Here is a 20,624-nt window from a genome sequence, read left to right on the forward strand (position 1 = left end):
CGTTGTCTGAATTGAGTGCATTTTGCTAAATATCCCAATTCAGGCGACTTTTCCCTTCAAAATTTCGTAACTTTTAATACCACCAAATGCTTTTGCATTATGAAAGCAACATCCCCAAACGAAGCTGTGATCTTTTTTGCAGGAGATTCTGGCGACGGCATGCAACTCACAGGCGGCCAATTTTCAGAAACTGTTGAGATTTTTGGAAATGACATTAGCACCTTTCCGAATTTTCCAGCAGAGATCAGAGCGCCCAAAGGCACCCTTTTTGGCGTATCTGGATTCCAGCTGAAACTAGGTAGTGTAAAGGTCTTTACGCCTGGAGATCAATACGACGTCCTCGTAGCCATGAACGCGGCAGCGCTAAAAACTAATCTAAATCAACTTAAAAAAGGAGGTGTGATCATCGCCAACACATCTGGCTTTGATAAGAAAAATCTCGCACTGGCCAAATATGCTGACGGCACAAATCCCTTAGATAACCATTCGTTGGATAATTATGATGTGCATGAGTTCGATGTGACCAAAATGACACAAGATGCGCTAGTTGATTCTGGAATGGATCGAAAAGAGATTGACCGCTGTAAAAACATGTTTGTGTTAGGTTTTGTCTATTGGATGTTCAATCAAGACCTGAAGTACACGATTAGTTTTTTGAATGAAAAATTTAATTCCAAACCGGAATTAGCTGAAGCCAATATTAAAGTATTAAAAGCAGGTTTTAATTTTGCAGATACAAGCGAAACCTTTACTTCACGATTCAACATAAAACCCGCCAAATTACCAAAAGGAAATTATAGAAATGTGAATGGCAATCAGGCGGTAGCTCTTGCGCTAGTAGCTGCTTCCAAAAAATCCGGACTGGGATTATTTTATGGTAGCTATCCCATCACTCCTGCGTCCAACATTTTGCATCAATTATCGAGATACAAAAATTATGGCGTCAAAACCTACCAAGCAGAAGATGAAATAGCCGCCATTTGTTCAGCCATAGGAGCATCCTTTGCTGGCCAACTGGGCTGTACCGCTTCTTCGGGTCCTGGTATTGCGCTAAAAGGGGAAGCCATGGGCTTGGCTATGATTTTAGAGTTGCCATTGGTCATCATCAATGTGCAGCGAGGTGGCCCTTCTACCGGACTACCTACTAAAACTGAACAAGCCGACTTGCTGCAAGCATTATATGGAAGAAACGGTGAAGCACCGATTCCAGTGTTTGCTGCGGCTACACCCAAAGATTGCTTTGAATTAACCTTCTTGGCCTGTAAAATTGCCTTAGAGCATATGACTCCCGTGATGTTCTTGTCTGACGGCTACATCGCCAATGGCTCAGAACCCTGGCAATATCCGACTAGTGGTGATTTACCCAATATCAAGCCTCCATTAATTGATAAGAAAAACAAAGAAGAGCCCTTTCTTCCATATCAAAGAGATAAAAATCTGGTAAGAAAATGGGCGATCCCTGGAGTGGCTGGATTGGAGCACCGAATTGGGGGATTAGAAAAAGAGATCGATACGGGCCACGTGAGTTACGACCCTGACAATCACGAACAAATGATCAAGATTAGAGCTGAAAAAGTGGAGAAGATCGCAGCCGTCTTCCCAAAACAAGCTTATTCACAAGGCAGTGAAAAATCTAAATTATTATTGATCGGCTGGGGATCTACATTTGGAGCAATAGAATCTGCTATCATCTCACTTAAAGAAGAAGGCTATGACATCGCTCATATACACATCCAAATGATCCATCCGCTCCCATCCAATCTGGGTGAAATACTTAGGCATTTTGAAAAAATCATCGTGCCCGAGATGAACAATGGTCAACTCGTGATGGTGCTTAGAAATAAATTTTTACTTCCGATAAAGAGCGTAACCAAAATCAAGGGAGTGCCATTCACTGTTCAAGAAATCAAGGAAGCCATCTTAAATGAATTGAGCCATGGATAAAATAGCAGAACCAAAAAATTATACTGCCAAGGACTTTGCATCTGACCAAGAGGTGAGATGGTGTCCTGGATGCGGTGATTACAGTATTCTTAATCAAGTCAAGAAGATTTTGCCAGAAATTGGTGTCCCTAAAGAAAACATCGTCTTTATTTCCGGGATTGGTTGTTCGTCCAGATTCCCATATTATATGGAAACGTATGGTATGCACAGCATCCATGGAAGAGCCACGGCCATTGCCAGTGGACTCAAAGCCGCCAACCCAAAACTAGATGTTTGGATAATCACAGGAGACGGAGATGCGCTGTCTATAGGCGGCAATCATTTAATTCATCTTTTGAGAAGAAACTTCAACGTCAATATCCTCCTCTTCAACAATGAAATTTATGGCTTGACCAAAGGTCAATACTCCCCCACCTCTCCTATCGGAAAAATTTCTGCTTCGACACCACAAGGCTCCTTAGACTATCCATTCAACCCATTGATGCTTGCTTTAGGTGCAGAAGGCACTTTCGTAGCTCGCTCCATAGATACCAACCCGACACACCTGCGCGAGACGCTCTTGCAAGCACACGATCATCAGGGTGCCAGCTTTGTAGAAATTTATCAGAATTGCAATGTGTTCAATGATGGTTGTTTTGCTCCTTTTTCAGACAAGGCACTCAAAGAAAATCATGTACTCATGCTGGAAGAAGGAAAACCTTTGACATTCGGACCAGAGGCTAACAAAGGAATCACATTGGATGGGTTTAAACCCAAAATTGTTGATTTGGGCAATGGACACTCAGCAGAAGAATGTTGGATTCATGACCCTACCGATCGAATAAAGGCTACTATCCTGACTCAGTTTTTTGAATACAGTGCTGAACCTGGTTCTTTACCAAGACCCTTCGGATTGTTCTATAAAGAAGAGCGATACACTTATGAAGATCATATGGAAGATCAATTGAAACAAGCAGATGATAAAAATGGAGTTGGTGACTTAGATAAATTGCTATCAGGATCAAATCCTTGGCAAGTCAACTGACGTGGTAGCAAGCTCACAAGGCATGATTGAGAAAGAAAATTGCTTAACGAGGCAAGCTTCGGGACATTAAACCCTCACTTTGTGAGTAAGGTAAAGTAACTTGGCATTAATATTTTTTCAACCTTATATTTGTACTCAGCCCAAGAAGAGTACAATTATATTACTGTTTCAATCACCAGGAAAGAATGACCAAAAAGTTAGCACTTCTCAACCTATTCCTATTCCTATTTCAGATACTCTCGGCACAAGATGACTCATCATTAGCTATCAGTGAAAAATTTGTCGAAGCTAAAGTGGGAGACGAAGTCAGCGTACAAGTAACGCAAACCGGATCAGGCAGTATCATCATGAAAAATGCACCAGAAGATGCTACACTTTCCACTGAAGGCATATTTTCATGGGTAATTCCCGAAAGTTCGGAAGATTCGAAAATCACGGTTGAATTCTTTTTGATAGATAGTGCACAGCTTATTGATATAGAATCCATTTTTATCAAAGTGCTCGCCGACTATGATCCTCCCAAGTTTTTCATTCATTCCAACCACGAATTGACCAATGGCTTTTATCAACTGCACCCCGGACAGACTATAGAACTTTCTGTACTCGGATATGCTGCTCAAGATTCTTCAAAAGTGACTTTGGATCACTTTTTCAATGACAATACAGGAGAATTTCATATTGGAAATGGAAAGGTAGAAATCATCCACAATCAACTCACCTTCAAATGGACACCCTTAGACATCCATTTAGATCAAAAGTATTTCAGTTTGACTGTCAATGCCCATGACGCGCAAGGTCAAAACTCACAGCACGTCTTTCTATTTATCATCAATAGAAAAAATGAATCACCGTATTTTAAATTTCCTGTGCTTGACGAATACCTACTTCATGCCAACGAGGCACTGGAAGTAGATCTATCTGTAGTAGACCCAGATCAAGACTCTCTGGTCTACAAAATGAATATTCCTACCTCGATAGGCAATCCGAAACTCACCAATGGTAAATTTTATTGGAAATTAAATCCTTATCAGGTAGAGCAGCTAAAAAAGCTATTTCCACTTGAAGTATACATAGAGGTGAGTGAGTTAGGCAATGACAGCCCCATCTCCATCAATAAGACCTTCCTGATCAAGCGGAGCGTCATGAATCAGCCACCAAAAATTCTGAACCTCCAAAACGAAGCGGTTTATGAAGGTCTGCCCTTCCATCGAACGATCTTTATTCAAGATGCCAACGATGACTTTGCTGATTTGAAATTTGATATCATCGGCGCTCCGGAAGGCATGACCTGGGAAGCCAAAAACAACGCCGTAGAGCTAAACTGGACCCCTAGCTATGACATTATAGGTATTGAATTGAAACCGAAAAAATTTGATATGCTTATGGTGGCCGAAGATCCAGACGGATCTATCGATCAACGCGCCTTTACACTTACGGTCCATCATCGTGAGAACACTGAAATCACTTATCAAAGCTACCTAAACTACAGAGACGAAGCCATATTGCTTATCAACCATTTAAACGAAATGCACGCTGACCTTGAACAAAGAGAGGGAAGCGTTAAAAACCTTAAAAGAGGTTTGTCTGTGATGACCATGCTTTTCGCCACTTACACAGCCGCTGGCAATGTATTTACAGAAGGAACCACTGCACAAAAGGCGGTCCCATACATCGGTATTATGGCAGCTATTGCCGGCGGTATCAATGCCTTTGGGTTTAATGATCTGAACAGATACGGGTCCTTGCGAAGTCAGACTTTCCTCTTGCAGCAGAAGCTCATCTATGTGTTGGCCATCTTACGAGACTACCAAATCGATGGCCCCAACAGCCCCAACCTGGAAAACGCAGAATTCAGAGACCAGCTGGCCAATTATGAAAACTGGATGGTTCAGGACAAGCTCAATTTCAAGAGCTACTACAACACCTATAAGAGTTTAAACTACATACAAAAACGCACCAAAAAACAAGTGCGCAAAGCCAGAGCACTAGGCAGAGAGCCGGAGGGTTTGCTGTTTATTGATTTGACAGAGATTTAAACATCAGTGTTCTGTCATCTCATCATGAACTCAAAAAAACTGCTAGATTTGTGACACATATATGTGATATAAAGGATATATAGTCACCTTTGTCACTATATCACTACGTTACCAGCAATCACTGCAAATTGAAAATGAAATATCTGAATCTTCTTGTTGCACTATTGACTTCATTTTTTAGCTATGCCCAAACTGGTATTGTGGAAGAACTCTATGGATTTCGACTTGGTCAATATCGAGCAGTCACAACAAATGAACTCGGTGACCCGGCAAGTACCATTTATTTGGAAGACAGCTCAAGAGTAGACTTTTTCTATTTGAACGAAGATAGTTCGACACATGTAGGTTTCATTTACATGAACAGCTCTGATGAAATCAATTCAATACAACTTACGGGTAATAGAATTAGCAGAGATTTTGGTGGTTTGAATTTAGGGGCTAGTCCAACCGAAGCAATTGCCTTGTTTGGTGAGCCTGACGATATTGAAAACATGGAATTCAATGACGATTCCGTGGCAACTTACTTTTATCAAGACAAGAACTATTCATTTGTGTTTAATGGCAACATGCTGAGCAGTATTAAGATTTGGGATCCGCTTGTGAGTCCAGACTATGAAAGTGAAGATTACGAACTTCCTACATTAGAACCATTGGTTAGGAACCTGTCAAGAAGTGACCTTGATTTAAATTTTCTTTCACCTGTCCTTGAAATCACCTATTGCGACGAAATCTTAATGTGGAAAAAGTCCGTGCGAACGGAAATTGAGAATCCCGACAAGAGCTTTCTTGAATTCATTTTTAATGAACAGTATGGATTAGTCACACTTGCGAAATATGACAGCATTCCAGCGGAAATGAACTTAAGATTAATCCAAGGACTTGGGTCTCTACCCGTATACAAATTCAACTCAGAAACGCTTTTTGAAGAAATTGTATTTCTCTTTCAACAAGGTCGCTATAAAATCTGGGAGATTAAATATAAATGTGAAGAATAAAGCTGGTAACAGGCGCTATCGGTTATATGCCTAAGTGCTTTCTGGCTGGTTTCAGCACGACTCGACCGTGAACCTGCCGCTGAGAAAGACATTGCTTTCTACCGAGTGCAGCTCGCAGGATTTTTTATCTTTCTGAACGCAGTGCCAGTCTGAACCGTTGTGAGCTTCGGCAGATTTCACTAGATTGTGCCCTTTACAAGCTGTGGGCATACAACCGATAGCTTGTCGATAGATGCAATTCCCAAACCTTGAAAAGATACTTTCGAAATATAGTTTTTACCCTAACTCCACTTAAATCAGCTTATAGATTTAAGGACTACTTTCAAATCTATCCCATTAACCTAGAAAATAGCCCTCAAAATAAAAGTGCAAGACACTTTCCATGTCTTATTGAGTATTGGGTAGACGATGATGAAGTAAAGCCAGTTGACGCCTTAAATTCTCCTGTTGTAAATAAGATGATATCGAAGACAACAGCCCAAACTAACAGAGTGCTTGAAATAACGAACTTCTTATCTTCTGTAACCAATTACCGATTCTTCATCTACAGATCACCAGATCAACTCTGGGCTTTACCTAATCCAGAAGAAGTTACTGAAGAGATGAACGAATGGAGCAGTCAGTGGTCAGTCGGTCTTTACTATTACCCAAATATGGCTAAAGACCTGAAGATATCTGAGTTCTCTTCGCCAGAATGCACAACAGTAAAATTGTTACCAAAAAGCTATTACTATTTCTATGATCCTGTCGAAGGACATGATAAGGTTATAGATTTTCCTGATATTTTGGATGACACTTTTGAAGCCTACCTTTCCTTATCTGGAAAGGAAAAAACAGTATGTGATTCAGCAATTTATCAGTTGTGTAACGGATTAGATCTTTACCCAAGAATGCGAAGTTTGTCTTTTCTGTCAGTAATTAGTGGAATTGAAACATTAGTCAACTATGAATTCAGGAATGAGAAGGTTGTATATGAATGTAATGATTGCAAGTCGCTAAAAAGCTCAAGTCGAACTTGCAAAAAATGTGGAAGTCCAATTTGGGGCATCACTGCTAAATTTCGTGAATTCTTATTTAAGTATGTTTCAGATAAACCTGAAGCTAGAAAAATGTATAACAAGATTTATAATGTTAGGTCAAAAATTGCCCATACCGAATATTTAATCTCTGGAGAGAATTATTTGAACTGGAACTTTGACGACAAAACGGAGGAACTTGGTAAACAGCACTTACAAGCAATTCAATTATGCAGAAGAAGCATTAGTTCTTGGCTGATAAACAAAGAATAAAAAGCATCTATCATTCGCTAAAAACCCATAGGCTAAATGAGCTACTTGCAAACAGGATTTGAAACAGATACTTTTATAGAAATTAACAAAGGCTGAGCCTACGGGTTTTAGCTTAGCGATATCTATGGTAAAAACAAGCGTATGGGCTTTTTTTAATCCAATTTCTCTTGATAAGGCGTTCCTCTTTTAACAACGGCTACTACACGATGAAGCAGTTTGTTTCTAACCGCATTTAGTGCAGTCATCGCCCGGTGACCCGGCTTACTTTTTCCATCTTCTGTTTTTCTTAAGTAATATTCTCTCAGTTCTTTGTGGCATTTCACTGCATTCATGGCACACATATGCAAATGATGTTTGAGCTGTTTATTGGCAAAGCTTGAAGTACCAGGCTGAGAAAATACACTCGTCCCACTTCGGTATTCGAAGGGTGCTACGCCACAATAGCATGCCAGTTTTCGATTGTCCAACATTCTGGTAAAACCATCGGTATAAACAATCAGATCTATGGCCAAAACCTTACCTACACTCTTCACTGAAGTAACTAACTGATAGAGTGCCCGCAGTTGTTTGTCAATATTGACCAACTCCTCCATTTTCTCTTCCACTTTGACCAATGATTTTTTCAAGCCTTCTACGGCTTGTCGACTGACTCTTTCAATTTCCCGACCCGCTTTGGGATCTACTTTAGTGAGTTCATTGATTGCTACCGTTTGACTTTGGAGTCCTTTCTGAAGTCTTATTCTTGTCTTCATCAGGTCTTTAAGGCGGTTTAGAGTGGGGTGGGAGAGCTTGACCAGCTTGGCATCTCTTTGATGATCAAATGCAAATTTAGCTATTCTCTCAGCGTCTATTTTATCTGATTTGCCACGAACCAATCCCATACTTCTTTTGATATGTAGCGAGGATTCGAGCCATACTTTACAACCTCTTTTTAAAAGGTACTTGACAATATTTCTGGTGTAGATACCAGTGTGTTCCATGCAGAAAAGGATGTCTTCGTTGCAATCATTACCCAGCTGTTTGATCCACTTCTTCATCTTCTGAAAACCTTCAGAATCGTTACTGTAAAGGGAGGTATGAGATTTAAGTGATTGGCTATCGATTAGTGTTACGTCGATACTCATTTTACTGATGTCAACTCCCACGATGTGAGGGTATTGGATTTGGTTGAGAAGTGTATTTTCCATAATTTCATTATTGTGTTCGAAACCTTGATGGTAGGACATCATCTTAAAGGATGATTCCTAAATATCTATCTGAACATTAAACAATGGAAAGCAGACCCTGAATCGCCTGATAAGTCTCGAAACTTGGTTAGCGGGTAGTTCTGATCTGCTTTCTTTAATAAATAAAATTTAAGCCTTTATTTCTTAGAATAATTATATGAAGGGAAGCTAAAGGTTATCTGTAACTAATCTATGCGGAGCAAATTAAATTTCCTTACAAGCATCTTAACTGCTTCTTTACTTACCATAATTATGGGTGGACTTTCTACCATGATGATACTGGTATCCTTAAAGATGGTTGAAGACGGAAAATCAGACTCTCTGTTTAAAACTCCTATATATGCTGCTATTGTTTTTGTAGGACTTTTGATTTGGGTAATCTGGATTTACTTGAAGAATTGCAAAACTGTTATCTTATCAAATAAAGGTTTGCATATCAAATCAGTGTTGGGATCTACATTTTATCAATGGTCAGAAGTCAAATCTGTATCGCTACTTGATAAGCACTATTTATATGGTTCTGCAATGGAAGCTACCACTATAAAATTCAAAAATGGTGAAGTTTATCACTTCATGCCATTTTATTATAGCAATGCTGACTATTTAAGAAGGTGTTTAAGCAAAGCTAACTTGTCTTCAACTCCCAACTCAATAGATTTTGAGACATTGAAAAACCGAAACCCTAGAAGCCTACAAAAAATTGATTATTCAGAAATGAAAAAAATTGGTGGTAATCCAGTCTTTTCATTTAATGGCATTTTCCTTTACACAGTGTTGGGTTTTGTAATATACCAGATAGTATTCAACCCATCAGAAAACTTTCTAAATCAATGTATTGGATTAGGTTTTGCTGGGCTACTTTTCTTCTACTGGCTTGGGTATCAACTGCACTATTTCTATATAGACGATAAGAATTTAGTAGTTAAGAATTACGTATGGATTTGGCGAACTAAGAGATATCCTCTGAATCAGATTAAACAAGGCGTATTTGAAATGCCACATAAAATGTCAACCTCATTTAGAATAGTCAATACAGACTTTACTTCTAAGCTCTTTCCTGGTGGCAGCATAAGAACAAAAAACTGGGTGAAATTTATAGAGAAACTAAAGAAGAATAAGATAAGTGTCAGAAATGAAGCAGTATACTAAAAATACAGATAACATGCTGTGATGAAATCATGCTTGGACAGTGCTAGACGAAAGTTTTCTGCATTCTGGGAATCCCGCCAATTCTGCGAATTGGCCTATTGAGAAAAGAAAAAAGTAATAGCCCATTTCGCAGAGTTGGCTATTTAGTAGACGAAACATTATCTTCACCAAAAGCACGATTCATACAGAGTCGTTGTAGGTAATTAAAACAGGTTAGTAATGTTAGGTAATATTCTTGGAGTGATTGGAATTTTAATTTCACTCTACTTATATGTGATTGGTAGAAGTTCCAGAGTTGTTAGCTTGAACTACTCAGAATATGTGCCAGTATTTGAAGATGCTGAAGTTGATTATGCTTTAATCAGATTGGTGATCTGGAATTCTGGGAATCAAATTATTACTGGTGAGAATATTTCTCAAAAAAGCCCAATAACAGTCTCATCTGAGCTAGGAATCATTGAACCTTGCATGGTGTCTTACTCATCAATTCAGAATAACTTGGAGATAGAAGTTAACGAAGTCAAAAAATCAATAATTATGGACTTTGAGTCACTGAAGCCAAAAGAAGGAGGAATTCTTACTTTTTTAACCCCTACGGAGAGTAAAATTCAGTTTTCTGGATCAGGCAAGGATTTCAGTCTTGAGACCCAGGATTTTTTTTCAACATTCTTTTGGAGCGGACGAGGCTTGTGGATTTTTGCTTTTTTTAATTTAGTCGCAGCTTTCTGTGCAACAGGGTGGATTCCTGAATTGAACTTCTTAATTGTTCCTGCTGTCCTTAAGGATAATATGACTAATGCAGCTGATGTCATAGGATTATTTTATGCAATTTTAATGTCTTTTGTTTTTTTTCAACTTATTAAGATTTCTTATCAGACATTTTACAGAAAAAAGCCTGCTAAACAGATAATTAAAGAATTATTTTAAGGACAGTTCTTAAGGTACAATGGCAGAAGCTTCTTACAAATTCAAAGGTCTAGTCTTCACTAATGAAAGACCACTAGCTATTTTCAACAGAAAAATCGGAAAATTCGGTTTTCCAGACTTAGTATATGCTAACGAGTTAATGTGCGCAGGACTTTATTATGATTCCATGAATCGTGGTTTTGATTTTTGGGCTTACAAAACTGCCTACAAATCACGACTTGAAGTGTTGAAAGCGATAGAACTAATTCACGATGCTTTATTGAAAGTAAATATTAGCCCTGACGTTCCCGACCTAGATAAATTCACTCCAGATTTTGTGAAAAATACCGATAACAAGCGCTAAGTCGGCAGATGTCAACTGCCCTTCTGCCTGCTGTCGATTGACTCGCCCACTTCGGTGCACCTTCTGATACTTCAGTGCTTTCTTTTTTTCCTGCGCTTCTGGCGAATGTCTTGTGGAGCGGGTGCTCTCTGAAAATTTGTGCAGTTGGTGCGCCTTCGTTACTTTTATAGTTACCTAGCAAGTTGTGGACATCCGCCGCTTAGCTGGACGTTCCTTCAACACACCACTCTCCCTAAAAAAACAAAAAATCCCCAGCGGATTTTTGAACCACCGGGGACTTATTCCTCTCCTTGAAGAATATTGAAGCTTTTACTTCTTAATGCTATACTTATATATCACTTCGCCTTCGTGATTGATGAATTGAAAGAGCAACTGCTCTTTGGTAGCAGACGCTGTGGTGAAGCCATGCTGCGAAGCTGCAAACAAAGAGTATTCCATTTTCCCCGTAGGTCGTACTTCTGAGCCGGCACCAGAAATGATATGGTGTGTTTTGTAAGCCGGATTTTGGATGTGCTGCAAATCATGCTCGTGACCAGCAAAATACACATCTACCTCGTGCTTCTGTAGTACTTTTTCTAAATGCCCTCTCATGTCTTGCGTATCTTCTATTCGCTTGCCCCCAGAATAAAGCGGGTGGTGCCCAACGACTACTTTCCAGTCGGCGGAATTGTCCGCTAGCACACTGTCCATCCAAAGCAACTGTTTGGTGCTGTCTTGCTTCCAAACAGCTCGGTACTTTTCTTCTCCATAATATTTATCTTCAAATGGACTGGTATCAATAAATACGAACTTTACGGTTACACCATCTTCTTCTTTCTCTTGTACATAATACTGTGCTGGCATATTCCATCGCTGGCTCACGTTGGTGTAATCAATTTCTGCCTGATAGCTACCTCTATAGTCATGATTGCCTAGTATTGCATACCATGGCACAAAGAGCCCAAAGCCTTTGTAGATGTTTTCAAAAGAAGAAATCCAATACGGATCTTGGGTGCTGGCCACACCGTCAGGATAAAAATTATCACCTGTAGTCAGAATAAACTCAGGCTCCAATACCTTGGTACTGGCTTGCATCTGATCAGCTACTTCCTGCTGACCATCATAGCCATTTCGTCCAAAATCGCCAATCACGTACCAGTTTAATGCATCTTCCAGTACCTCAATGTCAGAAACCAAAACTTCTTCTTCAGTTGCTCCCTGATCTGATTTATTGGAGAAGCATCCAAGTGTGAGCAGTAGGGTGAGCGTACTTAGATATATTATTTCTTTTTTCATAATCTTGGTTTTAAAGGAAATGAAAAAGACCACGACTAGGCGTGATCCTTTTCTAACCCAAAAATTTTAAATATTAGTTGTTAAACAAATCGAATTTCAATCCTAAGTTGTACTTAGGTCCGTAATATTCCATTTGCATCGTTCTGCTTTCTATGCCTTGATAGTATCTCAAAGGCTGATTTGTCAGATTATTCGCCTCAGCGAACAGTCTGAAATTCTTAGTGAAGGCATAAGATGCGTTAACATCTACAAACATCTGCTTGTCATAGTATCTATCATAGAATGCATCGTCACCTACTTCGTCGATATAATCAGACGAGAAGTTTAACGAGGCTCTGATTACCAACTTTTGAGTCTCAAAAGACAAAGAAGCATTCACTAAATGATCAGCAGTCCCTGGCAAATCCAACCCTTCTCTTTCGTCACCATCCTCGTTGGCAATACCGCTTACGTCAGATGCATTGAAAGTATAGTTGGCATAGATACCCAATCCTTTCCAGATACCTGGTAAAAAGTCCAACTGACGCTGAGCTGCAACTTCGAAGCCTGTGATGTTTCCTTTACCACTATTTTGAGGAGTCAATACATCAAAATCATCTCCATTGTAGTCTTCGGTTGACTGATGAAAGTAGATGAAGTTGTCGATATTTTTATAAAACACACCAGCAGACAACAATCCAACAGATTCGAAGTAATACTCTGCATTCAAGTCAAAATTCATAGAAGTAGTAGGATCTAAGTCAGGATTACCTTGAGAAATTTCTTCATCTTCCTCCACTACATATCTGTAAGGCACCAAATCATAGTAGTTTGGTCTGGCCAAAGAGTTAGTCCAAGCACCTCTTACAATGAAATTATCGTTGACTGCATATCTCAGATGAACGGCAGGCAAGAAGTTGAAATAAGACTTATTGTTTTCCAATTGAGAAATACTTCCATCATCCTCAATATATTGGTAACCGATATAATCAGAACTTGTATTTTCGGCTCTTGCTCCGACGATGAACCTCAATTGTTCATTCAAATTCTGAGTCCACTGTACGTATCCAGCAGTTACAGTTTCTTCTGCTTCGTAGTTGGCCGTTTGGTATTCTTCAGGTAAATCTTCCCCTTCGAACAGATTGGTGTTGTACAAATCCAAATTACCCAAATAAGAAGCTGACGCCAAGTCACCAATGACATATTTAGAACCAGCTAAGAAATCAGAATTGGTTCTGGTATCAGTAGGGATTTGATTCAAATATTCAACATTAGAATCATCGATCCAGCTGTACTCTACAAAATCATTGTCTCTGTTCTTAGTCTTGTTGTTGTACTTACCACCAAACTTGAAACTACCTGATTGACCAGTTACGACAGACAATGGAATCTTAAGATCCAACTGTGCGGTGTAGTTTTCCTCTTCAGTCAGCTGATTTTCTTCTTCAATTTTGTCGAAAGCAAAGTTGGTAGATTCCAACAAGGCTGGCTCATTGATTACCAATTGTGGCTTTCTTGTGTCAGACATAGATTGACTCATGTTTGCAGTCATATCTTCATCCGATGCATAAACGATGTATCGTTCGTTTGGACGCTTTTCAGAAGCCTTTGAGTAAGAACCAGTCCATTTAGCTTCTATATTGCCAAAGAAGTGCTGACCACTCAATGAATAAGATTGTACTCTCTGATCTTCCAATCTTCTGTTCTTGATTCGATCACTGTCCAGACCACCTTTGGTCTCACGATCTCCAACCACAATCCATTCTGTAGGTGCTGCATTCACACCATTACCAAAAACCGCCTTATCCACCTCTGTGGTCAATCTATATCGGTTTTCCCAATCATCTCTCCAGTTGTACATGCTCTTTGCAAAAAGGGTATGATTTTCGTTGATTTTATAATCTAAGTTCAAAGAAAGGCTCCTTCTGGTTCTGTCCACATCGTAGTCTCTGATTTCATTCACCGCCAAAAACGGATCTACTTCAACATCCTCAATGTTGTTTCCTTCTTCAGGCAAATCTTCATCAAAATCATCGTTTTCAACTTCATTTTCCCACTCTGCTTCTACATTGTGAGATCCGATTTTGTCTTGTCTGTAAGAACCAGAAAGTACTGCTCCTAATTTGTTGTTCAAAAATCTATTGCTAAGCACAATACTAGAATTGAATCCTGGCGCATCGCCTACTTCATTGTAGCTGCCTGCCAAGGTACCTGATGCTCTGAATCCTTCGCTTGCAGATCTTGTGACCAAATTCACAGAACCACCAATCGCATCACCATCCATCTCTGGTAAAAGAGCTTTATTGACTTCTATCAATTGGATCATATCCGCTGGAATCAAATCCATTTGGATATTTCTATTGTCTCCTTCTGCAGAAGGGATTCTATTTCCATTTATGGTTACAGAGTTCAACTGAGGAGCCAATCCACGGATTACTATATTTCTAGCTTCTCCTTGATCTCCTTGCATGGTGATACCAGGCACTCTTTTTAGCGCATCTCCCACGTTGGCATCAGGAAATCTTCCAATCTGATCTGCGGCTACTACATTGGTGATATTGCTGTTTGCTCTTTGTTGATTGATCGCCTTAGCTTGTCCTTTGAGTCTATCACCCAGCACCAATATTTCATCTCCTAAAATTACACCTGGCTCTAATGCTACATTATGCTGCACCAATGAAACCTCTTCTACGTTAATTTTTTCTTCGAATGACTTATACCCAATGTAGGATATTTTCAAGGTATGCTCCCCTTGAGGTACATCCAGCATTACAAAAGCTCCGTCTGCATCCGTGATGGTTCCTTTTCCTGGAAGTTCGTTTAATGTAATTGTAGCACCTGGCATAGCCAGTCCATTTTCATCTACCACTTTTCCAAAAATGGTTCCGTCAGCGGCTTGCGCTAACCCAGGCAAAAGCATTAGCATCAAAGCCAATGAATTCAAGAGTATTATTTTTTTCATCATTATTTTATTGATCGATTTTAGAATTATGATGCGAAAGTACAGGGGTAGTATTACCAACTGTTTAGGCGGATTTCACCAAATGATTACCAAACCAATAAGTAAGATTATGATTGCTTTATCGCAATATTACTATATCAACTAATTGTTAACTCAGTAGTAAAATAGAGCAAATGCTAAAAAATGTTAAATGAAGAAAAGCAGCTTTTCGACTAGCCAGAGGATGTCTATATTTGTTTGATTTGAAAAAAACAATTTATGGTCTGGAGTGGTGAAGTCGGAAGTCTGGAGTATTTCTTTATTCTGCTATTCGGTTTATTCTATGTGCTATACATTTTTAGAACAATCCGTGCAGCTAAAGCGCTAGGCACTGGGTATAGACGTGTTTTTTATAAAATCTCGCTAAGAGCTGCGTATTTCTCCTTATTTTTAGTGGCTTTGTTGGGGCCATCTTTTGGTGAATCAACTAAAGAAATTAAATCAATCGGCAAGGATATTTTTATAGCCATTGATCTTTCGGAGTCGATGAATGCTTACGACATCCAGCCCACTCGCTTAGAGAAAATCAAATTTGAGTTGAAGGAAATTGTAGAGGCGTTTTCCTCGGATCGAATTGGTCTTATCATGTTTTCTAATGAGGCCTATGTGCAATGTCCGCTTACTTTTGATAAAAGCGCACTCAATCTATTTATCGAGACCTTAAACACCAACTTGGTGCCAAATACTGGCACAGACTTTGGCCCTCCTCTCAAAATGGCTTTGGGTAAAATTTCAGACGACAAAGAAACAGTTACCCGACAAAAATCAAAAATTATCATTCTGATCAGTGACGGTGAAGATTTTGGAGAAAACACAGCTAGCGTAGCCAAAACCATCGAAGAAGAAGGCATTAAATTATACACACTAGGTATAGGCACTTCACAAGGCAGCAAAATCATGACCCAGCGTGGATTCAAAAAAGACAATAACGGACAAGAAGTGATTTCCAGACTCAACCCTGTCTCTTTGAAAAAATTAGCCTCTGCCACAAACGGCAAATATTTCGAAATCAATGGTTCTCAAAACGACGTTGAAAAACTAATTAACACCATTGGTGACATAGAAGGAGAACTTCGAGATACCAAAACCATGGATGTATCCGCTAATAAGTACTACTACTTCCTAGCTTTGGCACTCCTATTGATATTTCTAGATGCAGTGATAAAAGTAAGAACGGTAAATATATGATAAGGCTTACTACAATATTGATTCTACTTATTTGCTTTGGCGCCTCCGCCAATGATATTTCGAAAATCAACAAGCTGAAAAAGAATGCAGAAATCGCTTTTGAGCATCAACAGTTTGATGTAGCGGTATCCAACTATTCCTATCTCATAGACACTCTCCAAGTCTATGACGAAGAATCCATTTTGAATCTGGGTCACGCCTACTATCAGCTAAACAAAAAGGATCTGGCTCAAACCCAATATCAGAAGTTGGCCTTGTCTAAAAACGAAGAGTTGAAATCTGTGGCTTATCAACAACTTGGCGCCATGTCCACCGATCCTAAGACCATGGAGAAAGCCATGTCTTATTTCAAGGAGTCAATCAAATCTGACCCTAGCAACCTGGATGCTCGCTACAACTATGAGCTGGTGAAAAAGAGACTAAAAGAACAGCAGGAGCAAAATAAAAATGAACAACAAGATAAAAATGATAAGAACGAACCTTCTGATTGGGCAAAACAACTCAAAGAACAAGCTGATAGACTTGTTGAAATAAGAAAATATCAAGAAGCTCATGATTTAATGAAGGACGGTATCAAGAAAGACCCTAGTGTTCAGCATTACAATGATTTCATTGAAAAGGTTGGATCAGTAGCTCAAATCAATGCAATATGAAATATTTTTTAATCCCTCTATTTACAATATTGAATTCTGTAAGCAGCTACGGGCAGTCTGCGAGTGACTACTTTCACAATAGTTCGAAGTTGTACATTGATGGAAATAGCGGAGGTGCTAAAGAATTACTAGCTCAAGGAATTCAAAAATTTCCAAATGACCCAAAGTTAAACTCACTAGATGAAATCATAAAAGAAGAAGAACCCCCCGAAGACCAGGAAAATCAAGACCAGCAGGAAAATCAGGATCAGCAGGAAGGGGATCAAAACCAGGATCAAGAGAACGAGAATTCAGAGGATTCAGAGCAGCAGAACCAAGAAAATCAAGAGCAGCAGAATCAAGAAGATCAACAATCACAAGACGGTGAGGAAAACGAAAAGGAAGGTGACCAGCAAGAGCAACCTCAATCCAAAGAAGGTGAAGAAGGTGAGCAGGATGAAAAAGACAAGCAACAGCAACCGCCTAGCCCATCAGACAAAATGCAAGAGATGAATATCTCTGAAGAAAAGGCCAAAATGATCCTAGAAGCCTTAAAAAACAGCGAAATTCAGTACATTCAGCAAAACAAAAGAAAGCCTACCAAGAGAAAAGAGAGCGATAAGCCGGATTGGTAGGTTGTGCTCTAAAACTCTGAATGTCAGAAATTAGGCAAAATAGCACCTGATCTTTAATGATTGTTTATTTGGCAATTCAGCGATTCATTTTTTACTTTACGGTAGACTTTATCAGGCATGTTCAAAAAATCGCTACATATCACTAAAAACTTTTACTTCCTTTCAGGCCTTTCGTTTTTAGTTTGGATGTTGTTCTTCGATACCAATGATTTCTATTCTCAGTATCAACTCAGTCAAAAAGTAAAAGAACTTGAGGGTCAGGAAAAATACTACCTACAGAAAATCGAAGAAGTAAATACTGATAGAGAAGCTCTGATCAATGACATGGAACTTTTGGAGCGCTTTGCTCGTGAGAAATATTACATGAAAAAAGATGGGGAAGATTTATTTGTAGTTGTTGAAGACTAGTATCCCATATATACTCTTTAAAATCCTAAACCAATGGTAAAAAGAATAACTCTGATTGCGCTGATTTGTGTCTTTTATACTTCACAAAGTATGGCACAAGAAAACTACGACAATGTGCTCGGCAGAGACAAACCCACATGGATAGACAATGTTTATGTTGGTGGCGGGCTCGGAGGTTTGACATGGAGTCAGAATTACTTTTCAGCTAGCGTATATGGTATGGTGGGATATAGATTCACTGAAAAACTCAATGCTGGCGTAGGTATCAACTATCAATATTTCAACGATAAAATCAACGATTTTTCAATTAACAACTACGGTTTTAATTTTTTTACTCAGTACCAAATTTATGAGCCGTTTTTCATCATGGCTCAATATGAGGTCTATTTTATCGAATATTTCGAAGGCAGAAGACAAATGGACGCTTTACTTTTCGGCGGTGGAGTGTCTCAGCCAGTAGGCAACAAAGGGTTTATGAATTTTTATGCCCTCTACAATGTATTTTATGACAATGTAGACCCTACAGAAAACTACTACTCTAGCCCATGGGTGATCGGGATGAACTTCGGATTCGGCTTCTAAAATTTCAGTTTAAACTTTTCAGCCAACTCATTGAGATCCTGAACTACCGGGTCTAAAAGAGGAATCCCCGCTTTGCTCCGCTCACCTTCCATATTTCTTTCGTAATCTCCAGGGATTTGTACGGGATTATTTACATCTATAGGTGTAGATGATCTGAACCTCTCGATCCAAGTATCCATGTGATTTTTGAATTCATCGGCTTTTCTGAAAGCATCAATTCTCATGGCACCAAAGAAATGCCCCAGGCCTTCCCCTACTGGATCAGATACTGGATCGATAAAACTTACAAATGGTGGCACCCACGGGCCATAATTAGCTCCAGATAGCACAGCCGAAAATATATCGACAATAGACCCCAGAATATACCCTTTGTGAGAAGCATGCTCGCGATCACCACCTAGTGGCAACAAAGCACCACCTTCTTTTACGCCATTTGCGTTGGTGGTAGGCTGACCTTCCTGATCTTGCACCCAGCCTAAAGGAGCGTCTTCCTCTTTTCGCTGTAAAATCTCCAACTTGCCATTGGCAGCAGTTGTAGTAGCCATATCCGCAACAAAGGGTGGCTGTTTACCAGCTGGAATCGCTACAGAAATAGGGTTAGTTCCCAACAATCTTTCTTTTGAAAATGTAGGCGCTACCAAGGGACTCGCATTGGTCATCGAAATACCGATCATATCTTGCTCCAATGCCATCATTGCATGGTACCCTGCGATACCATAATGGTTGGAGTTTTTCACTGAAACCCAACCAGTACCCACACTTTTGGCCTTGATCATGGCGATCTTCATAGCTTCTGGACCAGATATTAATCCAAGCGACTCATCGGCATTTAATACAGCGGTAGAGGGTGTTTCGTGTTCTATTTGAAAGATGGGTTTGGAATTGATTCTTTTCGCCTCCCACAGTCTCACATAGCCCGTAAGGCGTGCAATACCATGAGAATCTACGCCACGCATATCCGCACTGACTAATACGGTAGCGGCAGTATCTGCCATTTTTTCTGTGTGCCCCATCGACACGAAGACTTGTTTAGCAAAGTCAAATAACCTCTGATAGCTGTACATGATGCGAATTTATTTTCTTTTTGGTAAACCTTGATACATTAACCCTTCTTTTAGTGCATAGGGAGAGACTTTTATTTGATCAAAATGGCATTGATCCATAATCACTTTGATGGCCACTGATGCAGAAACTATCATGTCCACACGCATCGGAATCATACCAGGAATGGCCAACCGCTGTTCTCTATTTTGAATCATCAACTCTTCATAGATCTCTTTAAAATATTCTTTGTAGAGGATGGGCTGTTGCATGGGCAATGCTTCTGGAATCCTGGCATGGATATCCCAAAGGGTATCAAATGAACCGGAGGATCCAATCAAATAGGCAGCTTGGTATTCTTTACACTTATCAAAAACTTCTTTGAGATTTTCAATGAGAAAACTCTCCAAATTAGATTTTTCATCAGCAGAAATCGGATCCGTTTGGTGAAACTGATCAATCAACCGCTGCCCTCCGAGCTCGTAGCTTTTGAGCCATTTCACCTCGTGCTTATTGGCCAATATAAACTCAATGCTTCCACCGCCAATATCCATAATCAACCCAGTTTCCTCACCGAAATCGATATACTCACTAACTCCTTGGTGAATCAATGAAGCCTCCTCCTCTCCTGACAGCACACGGATATCAAGCCCTACTTTTTCTTTAACCAAAGCAATAAACTCCTTCTGATTACTGGCATTTCGAACGGCACTCGTAGCCGTCACTATGATTTCATCTACGACCTCATTCTTCATTTTCTGGGTAAAATCGGCTAACGTATCAAATGCGCGATTCATAGCATCAGACTGAATAATATTATTGCTGATACCTCCTTTGCCTAAACGAACGGCGACTTTCTCTTTATGAAGGATCTTCATATTGCGAGCCCGATCTGCTATAAGCAAATGAAAAGTATTAGTCCCAATATCTATTATGCCTACTCTCATACC

18 protein-coding genes are annotated in these 20,624 nt (G+C 39.6%); 13 read left to right on the plus strand and 5 right to left on the minus strand.

Going from position 1 to position 20,624, the window contains the following annotated elements:
* Positions 1–99 precede the first annotated feature (99 nt).
* From ABJH98_RS12245 to ABJH98_RS12265, 5 genes are all read left to right on the plus strand, one after another.
* Entirely contained in the window at positions 100–1,944 is a 1,845-nt protein-coding gene (locus ABJH98_RS12245; protein ID WP_348307976.1) for a 2-oxoacid:acceptor oxidoreductase subunit alpha, read from the plus strand.
* Positions 1,937–2,968 carry a 2-oxoacid:ferredoxin oxidoreductase subunit beta gene (locus tag ABJH98_RS12250; RefSeq protein WP_348307977.1) on the plus strand — a complete coding sequence of 344 codons (1,032 nt, stop codon included), beginning with the start codon at positions 1,937–1,939 and terminating at the stop codon, positions 2,966–2,968. The genes ABJH98_RS12245 and ABJH98_RS12250 overlap by 8 nt, the downstream gene beginning before the upstream one ends.
* 185 nt (positions 2,969–3,153) lie before the next feature.
* Complete coding sequence (locus tag ABJH98_RS12255; protein WP_348307978.1) at positions 3,154–5,004, plus strand: hypothetical protein; 1,851 nt, start codon at positions 3,154–3,156, stop codon at positions 5,002–5,004.
* 134 nt (positions 5,005–5,138) lie between these two features.
* Positions 5,139–5,999: a hypothetical protein gene (locus tag ABJH98_RS12260; RefSeq protein WP_348307979.1), complete on the plus strand. Its 861-nt coding sequence runs from the start codon at positions 5,139–5,141 to the stop codon at positions 5,997–5,999.
* A gap of 248 nt (positions 6,000–6,247) precedes the next feature.
* Positions 6,248–7,288 (plus strand): hypothetical protein, encoded by a 1,041-nt coding sequence (locus ABJH98_RS12265; protein WP_348307980.1) that lies wholly within the window; start codon positions 6,248–6,250, stop codon positions 7,286–7,288.
* 152 nt (positions 7,289–7,440) lie between these two features.
* On the opposite strand, the gene ABJH98_RS12270 is transcribed toward ABJH98_RS12265, so the two are convergent.
* Entirely contained in the window at positions 7,441–8,475 is a 1,035-nt protein-coding gene (locus ABJH98_RS12270; RefSeq protein ID WP_348307981.1) for an IS110 family transposase, read from the minus strand.
* A 231-nt stretch (positions 8,476–8,706) separates the two neighbouring features.
* Here ABJH98_RS12270 and ABJH98_RS12275 point away from each other — a divergent pair, with 231 nt between their 5' ends.
* The 3 genes from ABJH98_RS12275 (at position 8,707) to ABJH98_RS12285 (ending at position 10,933) form a co-directional block, all read left to right on the plus strand.
* Positions 8,707–9,663 carry a hypothetical protein gene (locus ABJH98_RS12275; protein ID WP_348307982.1) on the plus strand — a complete coding sequence of 319 codons (957 nt, stop codon included), beginning with the start codon at positions 8,707–8,709 and terminating at the stop codon, positions 9,661–9,663.
* A 219-nt stretch (positions 9,664–9,882) separates the two neighbouring features.
* Positions 9,883–10,590 (plus strand): hypothetical protein, encoded by a 708-nt coding sequence (locus ABJH98_RS12280; RefSeq protein WP_348307983.1) that lies wholly within the window; start codon positions 9,883–9,885, stop codon positions 10,588–10,590.
* 19 nt (positions 10,591–10,609) lie between these two features.
* Complete coding sequence (locus tag ABJH98_RS12285) at positions 10,610–10,933, plus strand: hypothetical protein (RefSeq protein ID WP_348307984.1); 324 nt, start codon at positions 10,610–10,612, stop codon at positions 10,931–10,933.
* Positions 10,934–11,242: 309 nt separating this feature from the next.
* Here the strand turns inward: ABJH98_RS12285 and ABJH98_RS12290 are convergent, their stop codons facing one another.
* Together ABJH98_RS12290 and ABJH98_RS12295 are read right to left on the minus strand one after the other, a co-directional pair.
* On the minus strand, positions 11,243–12,208 hold the full coding sequence (locus ABJH98_RS12290) for a metallophosphoesterase (RefSeq protein WP_348307985.1): 966 nt from the start codon (positions 12,206–12,208) through the stop codon (positions 11,243–11,245).
* A 73-nt stretch (positions 12,209–12,281) separates the two neighbouring features.
* The gene (locus ABJH98_RS12295) at positions 12,282–15,152 is read right to left on the minus strand and encodes a TonB-dependent receptor (RefSeq protein ID WP_348307986.1); all 2,871 of its coding nucleotides are present in this window, start codon (positions 15,150–15,152) and stop codon (positions 12,282–12,284) included.
* 255 nt (positions 15,153–15,407) lie between these two features.
* Here ABJH98_RS12295 and ABJH98_RS12300 point away from each other — a divergent pair, with 255 nt between their 5' ends.
* From ABJH98_RS12300 to ABJH98_RS12320, 5 genes are all read left to right on the plus strand, one after another.
* A complete protein-coding gene (locus tag ABJH98_RS12300) occupies positions 15,408–16,376 on the plus strand; it encodes a VWA domain-containing protein (protein ID WP_348307987.1) in 969 nt (322 codons plus the stop codon).
* Positions 16,373–17,029 carry a hypothetical protein gene (locus ABJH98_RS12305; RefSeq protein ID WP_348307988.1) on the plus strand — a complete coding sequence of 219 codons (657 nt, stop codon included), beginning with the start codon at positions 16,373–16,375 and terminating at the stop codon, positions 17,027–17,029. The genes ABJH98_RS12300 and ABJH98_RS12305 overlap by 4 nt, the downstream gene beginning before the upstream one ends.
* Positions 17,026–17,643 carry a hypothetical protein gene (locus tag ABJH98_RS12310; protein ID WP_348307989.1) on the plus strand — a complete coding sequence of 206 codons (618 nt, stop codon included), beginning with the start codon at positions 17,026–17,028 and terminating at the stop codon, positions 17,641–17,643. Before ABJH98_RS12305 ends, ABJH98_RS12310 begins: the two co-directional genes overlap by 4 nt.
* 117 nt (positions 17,644–17,760) lie before the next feature.
* Positions 17,761–18,051 (plus strand): septum formation initiator family protein, encoded by a 291-nt coding sequence (locus tag ABJH98_RS12315; protein WP_348307990.1) that lies wholly within the window; start codon positions 17,761–17,763, stop codon positions 18,049–18,051.
* 33 nt (positions 18,052–18,084) lie between these two features.
* Complete coding sequence (locus ABJH98_RS12320; protein WP_348307991.1) at positions 18,085–18,633, plus strand: hypothetical protein; 549 nt, start codon at positions 18,085–18,087, stop codon at positions 18,631–18,633.
* Here the strand turns inward: ABJH98_RS12320 and ABJH98_RS12325 are convergent.
* Positions 18,630–19,700, minus strand: a complete 1,071-nt coding sequence (locus ABJH98_RS12325; RefSeq protein ID WP_348308032.1) for an Ldh family oxidoreductase — start codon at positions 19,698–19,700, stop codon at positions 18,630–18,632. The two genes, ABJH98_RS12320 and ABJH98_RS12325, sit on opposite strands and share 4 nt — an antisense overlap.
* Before the next feature lie 6 nt (positions 19,701–19,706).
* Complete coding sequence (locus ABJH98_RS12330; RefSeq protein ID WP_348307992.1) at positions 19,707–20,621, minus strand: exopolyphosphatase; 915 nt, start codon at positions 20,619–20,621, stop codon at positions 19,707–19,709.
* Positions 20,622–20,624: the final 3 nt, after the last annotated feature.

The organism is Reichenbachiella sp. (genome assembly GCF_039969095.1).
GTDB lineage: Bacteria > Bacteroidota > Bacteroidia > Cytophagales > Cyclobacteriaceae > Reichenbachiella.

What these genes read in the sequence shown, in the direction of transcription:
- ABJH98_RS12300 (WP_348307987.1), top strand. Translation starts at nt 15,408, where the DNA reads ATGGTCTGGAGTGGTGAAGTCGGAAGTCTGGAGTATTTCTTTATTCTG.
- ABJH98_RS12250 (WP_348307977.1), top strand. Translation starts at nt 1,937, where the DNA reads ATGGATAAAATAGCAGAACCAAAAAATTATACTGCCAAGGACTTTGCA.
- ABJH98_RS12285 (WP_348307984.1), top strand. Translation starts at nt 10,610, where the DNA reads ATGGCAGAAGCTTCTTACAAATTCAAAGGTCTAGTCTTCACTAATGAA.
- ABJH98_RS12270 (WP_348307981.1), bottom strand. Translation starts at nt 8,475, where the DNA reads ATGGAAAATACACTTCTCAACCAAATCCAATACCCTCACATCGTGGGA.
- ABJH98_RS12320 (WP_348307991.1), top strand. Translation starts at nt 18,085, where the DNA reads ATGGTAAAAAGAATAACTCTGATTGCGCTGATTTGTGTCTTTTATACT.
- ABJH98_RS12305 (WP_348307988.1), top strand. Translation starts at nt 16,373, where the DNA reads ATGATAAGGCTTACTACAATATTGATTCTACTTATTTGCTTTGGCGCC.
- ABJH98_RS12290 (WP_348307985.1), bottom strand. Translation starts at nt 12,208, where the DNA reads ATGAAAAAAGAAATAATATATCTAAGTACGCTCACCCTACTGCTCACA.
- ABJH98_RS12330 (WP_348307992.1), bottom strand. Translation starts at nt 20,621, where the DNA reads ATGAGAGTAGGCATAATAGATATTGGGACTAATACTTTTCATTTGCTT.
- ABJH98_RS12295 (WP_348307986.1), bottom strand. Translation starts at nt 15,152, where the DNA reads ATGATGAAAAAAATAATACTCTTGAATTCATTGGCTTTGATGCTAATG.
- ABJH98_RS12255 (WP_348307978.1), top strand. Translation starts at nt 3,154, where the DNA reads ATGACCAAAAAGTTAGCACTTCTCAACCTATTCCTATTCCTATTTCAG.
- ABJH98_RS12260 (WP_348307979.1), top strand. Translation starts at nt 5,139, where the DNA reads ATGAAATATCTGAATCTTCTTGTTGCACTATTGACTTCATTTTTTAGC.
- ABJH98_RS12245 (WP_348307976.1), top strand. Translation starts at nt 100, where the DNA reads ATGAAAGCAACATCCCCAAACGAAGCTGTGATCTTTTTTGCAGGAGAT.
- ABJH98_RS12280 (WP_348307983.1), top strand. Translation starts at nt 9,883, where the DNA reads ATGTTAGGTAATATTCTTGGAGTGATTGGAATTTTAATTTCACTCTAC.
- ABJH98_RS12315 (WP_348307990.1), top strand. Translation starts at nt 17,761, where the DNA reads ATGTTCAAAAAATCGCTACATATCACTAAAAACTTTTACTTCCTTTCA.
- ABJH98_RS12310 (WP_348307989.1), top strand. Translation starts at nt 17,026, where the DNA reads ATGAAATATTTTTTAATCCCTCTATTTACAATATTGAATTCTGTAAGC.
- ABJH98_RS12275 (WP_348307982.1), top strand. Translation starts at nt 8,707, where the DNA reads ATGCGGAGCAAATTAAATTTCCTTACAAGCATCTTAACTGCTTCTTTA.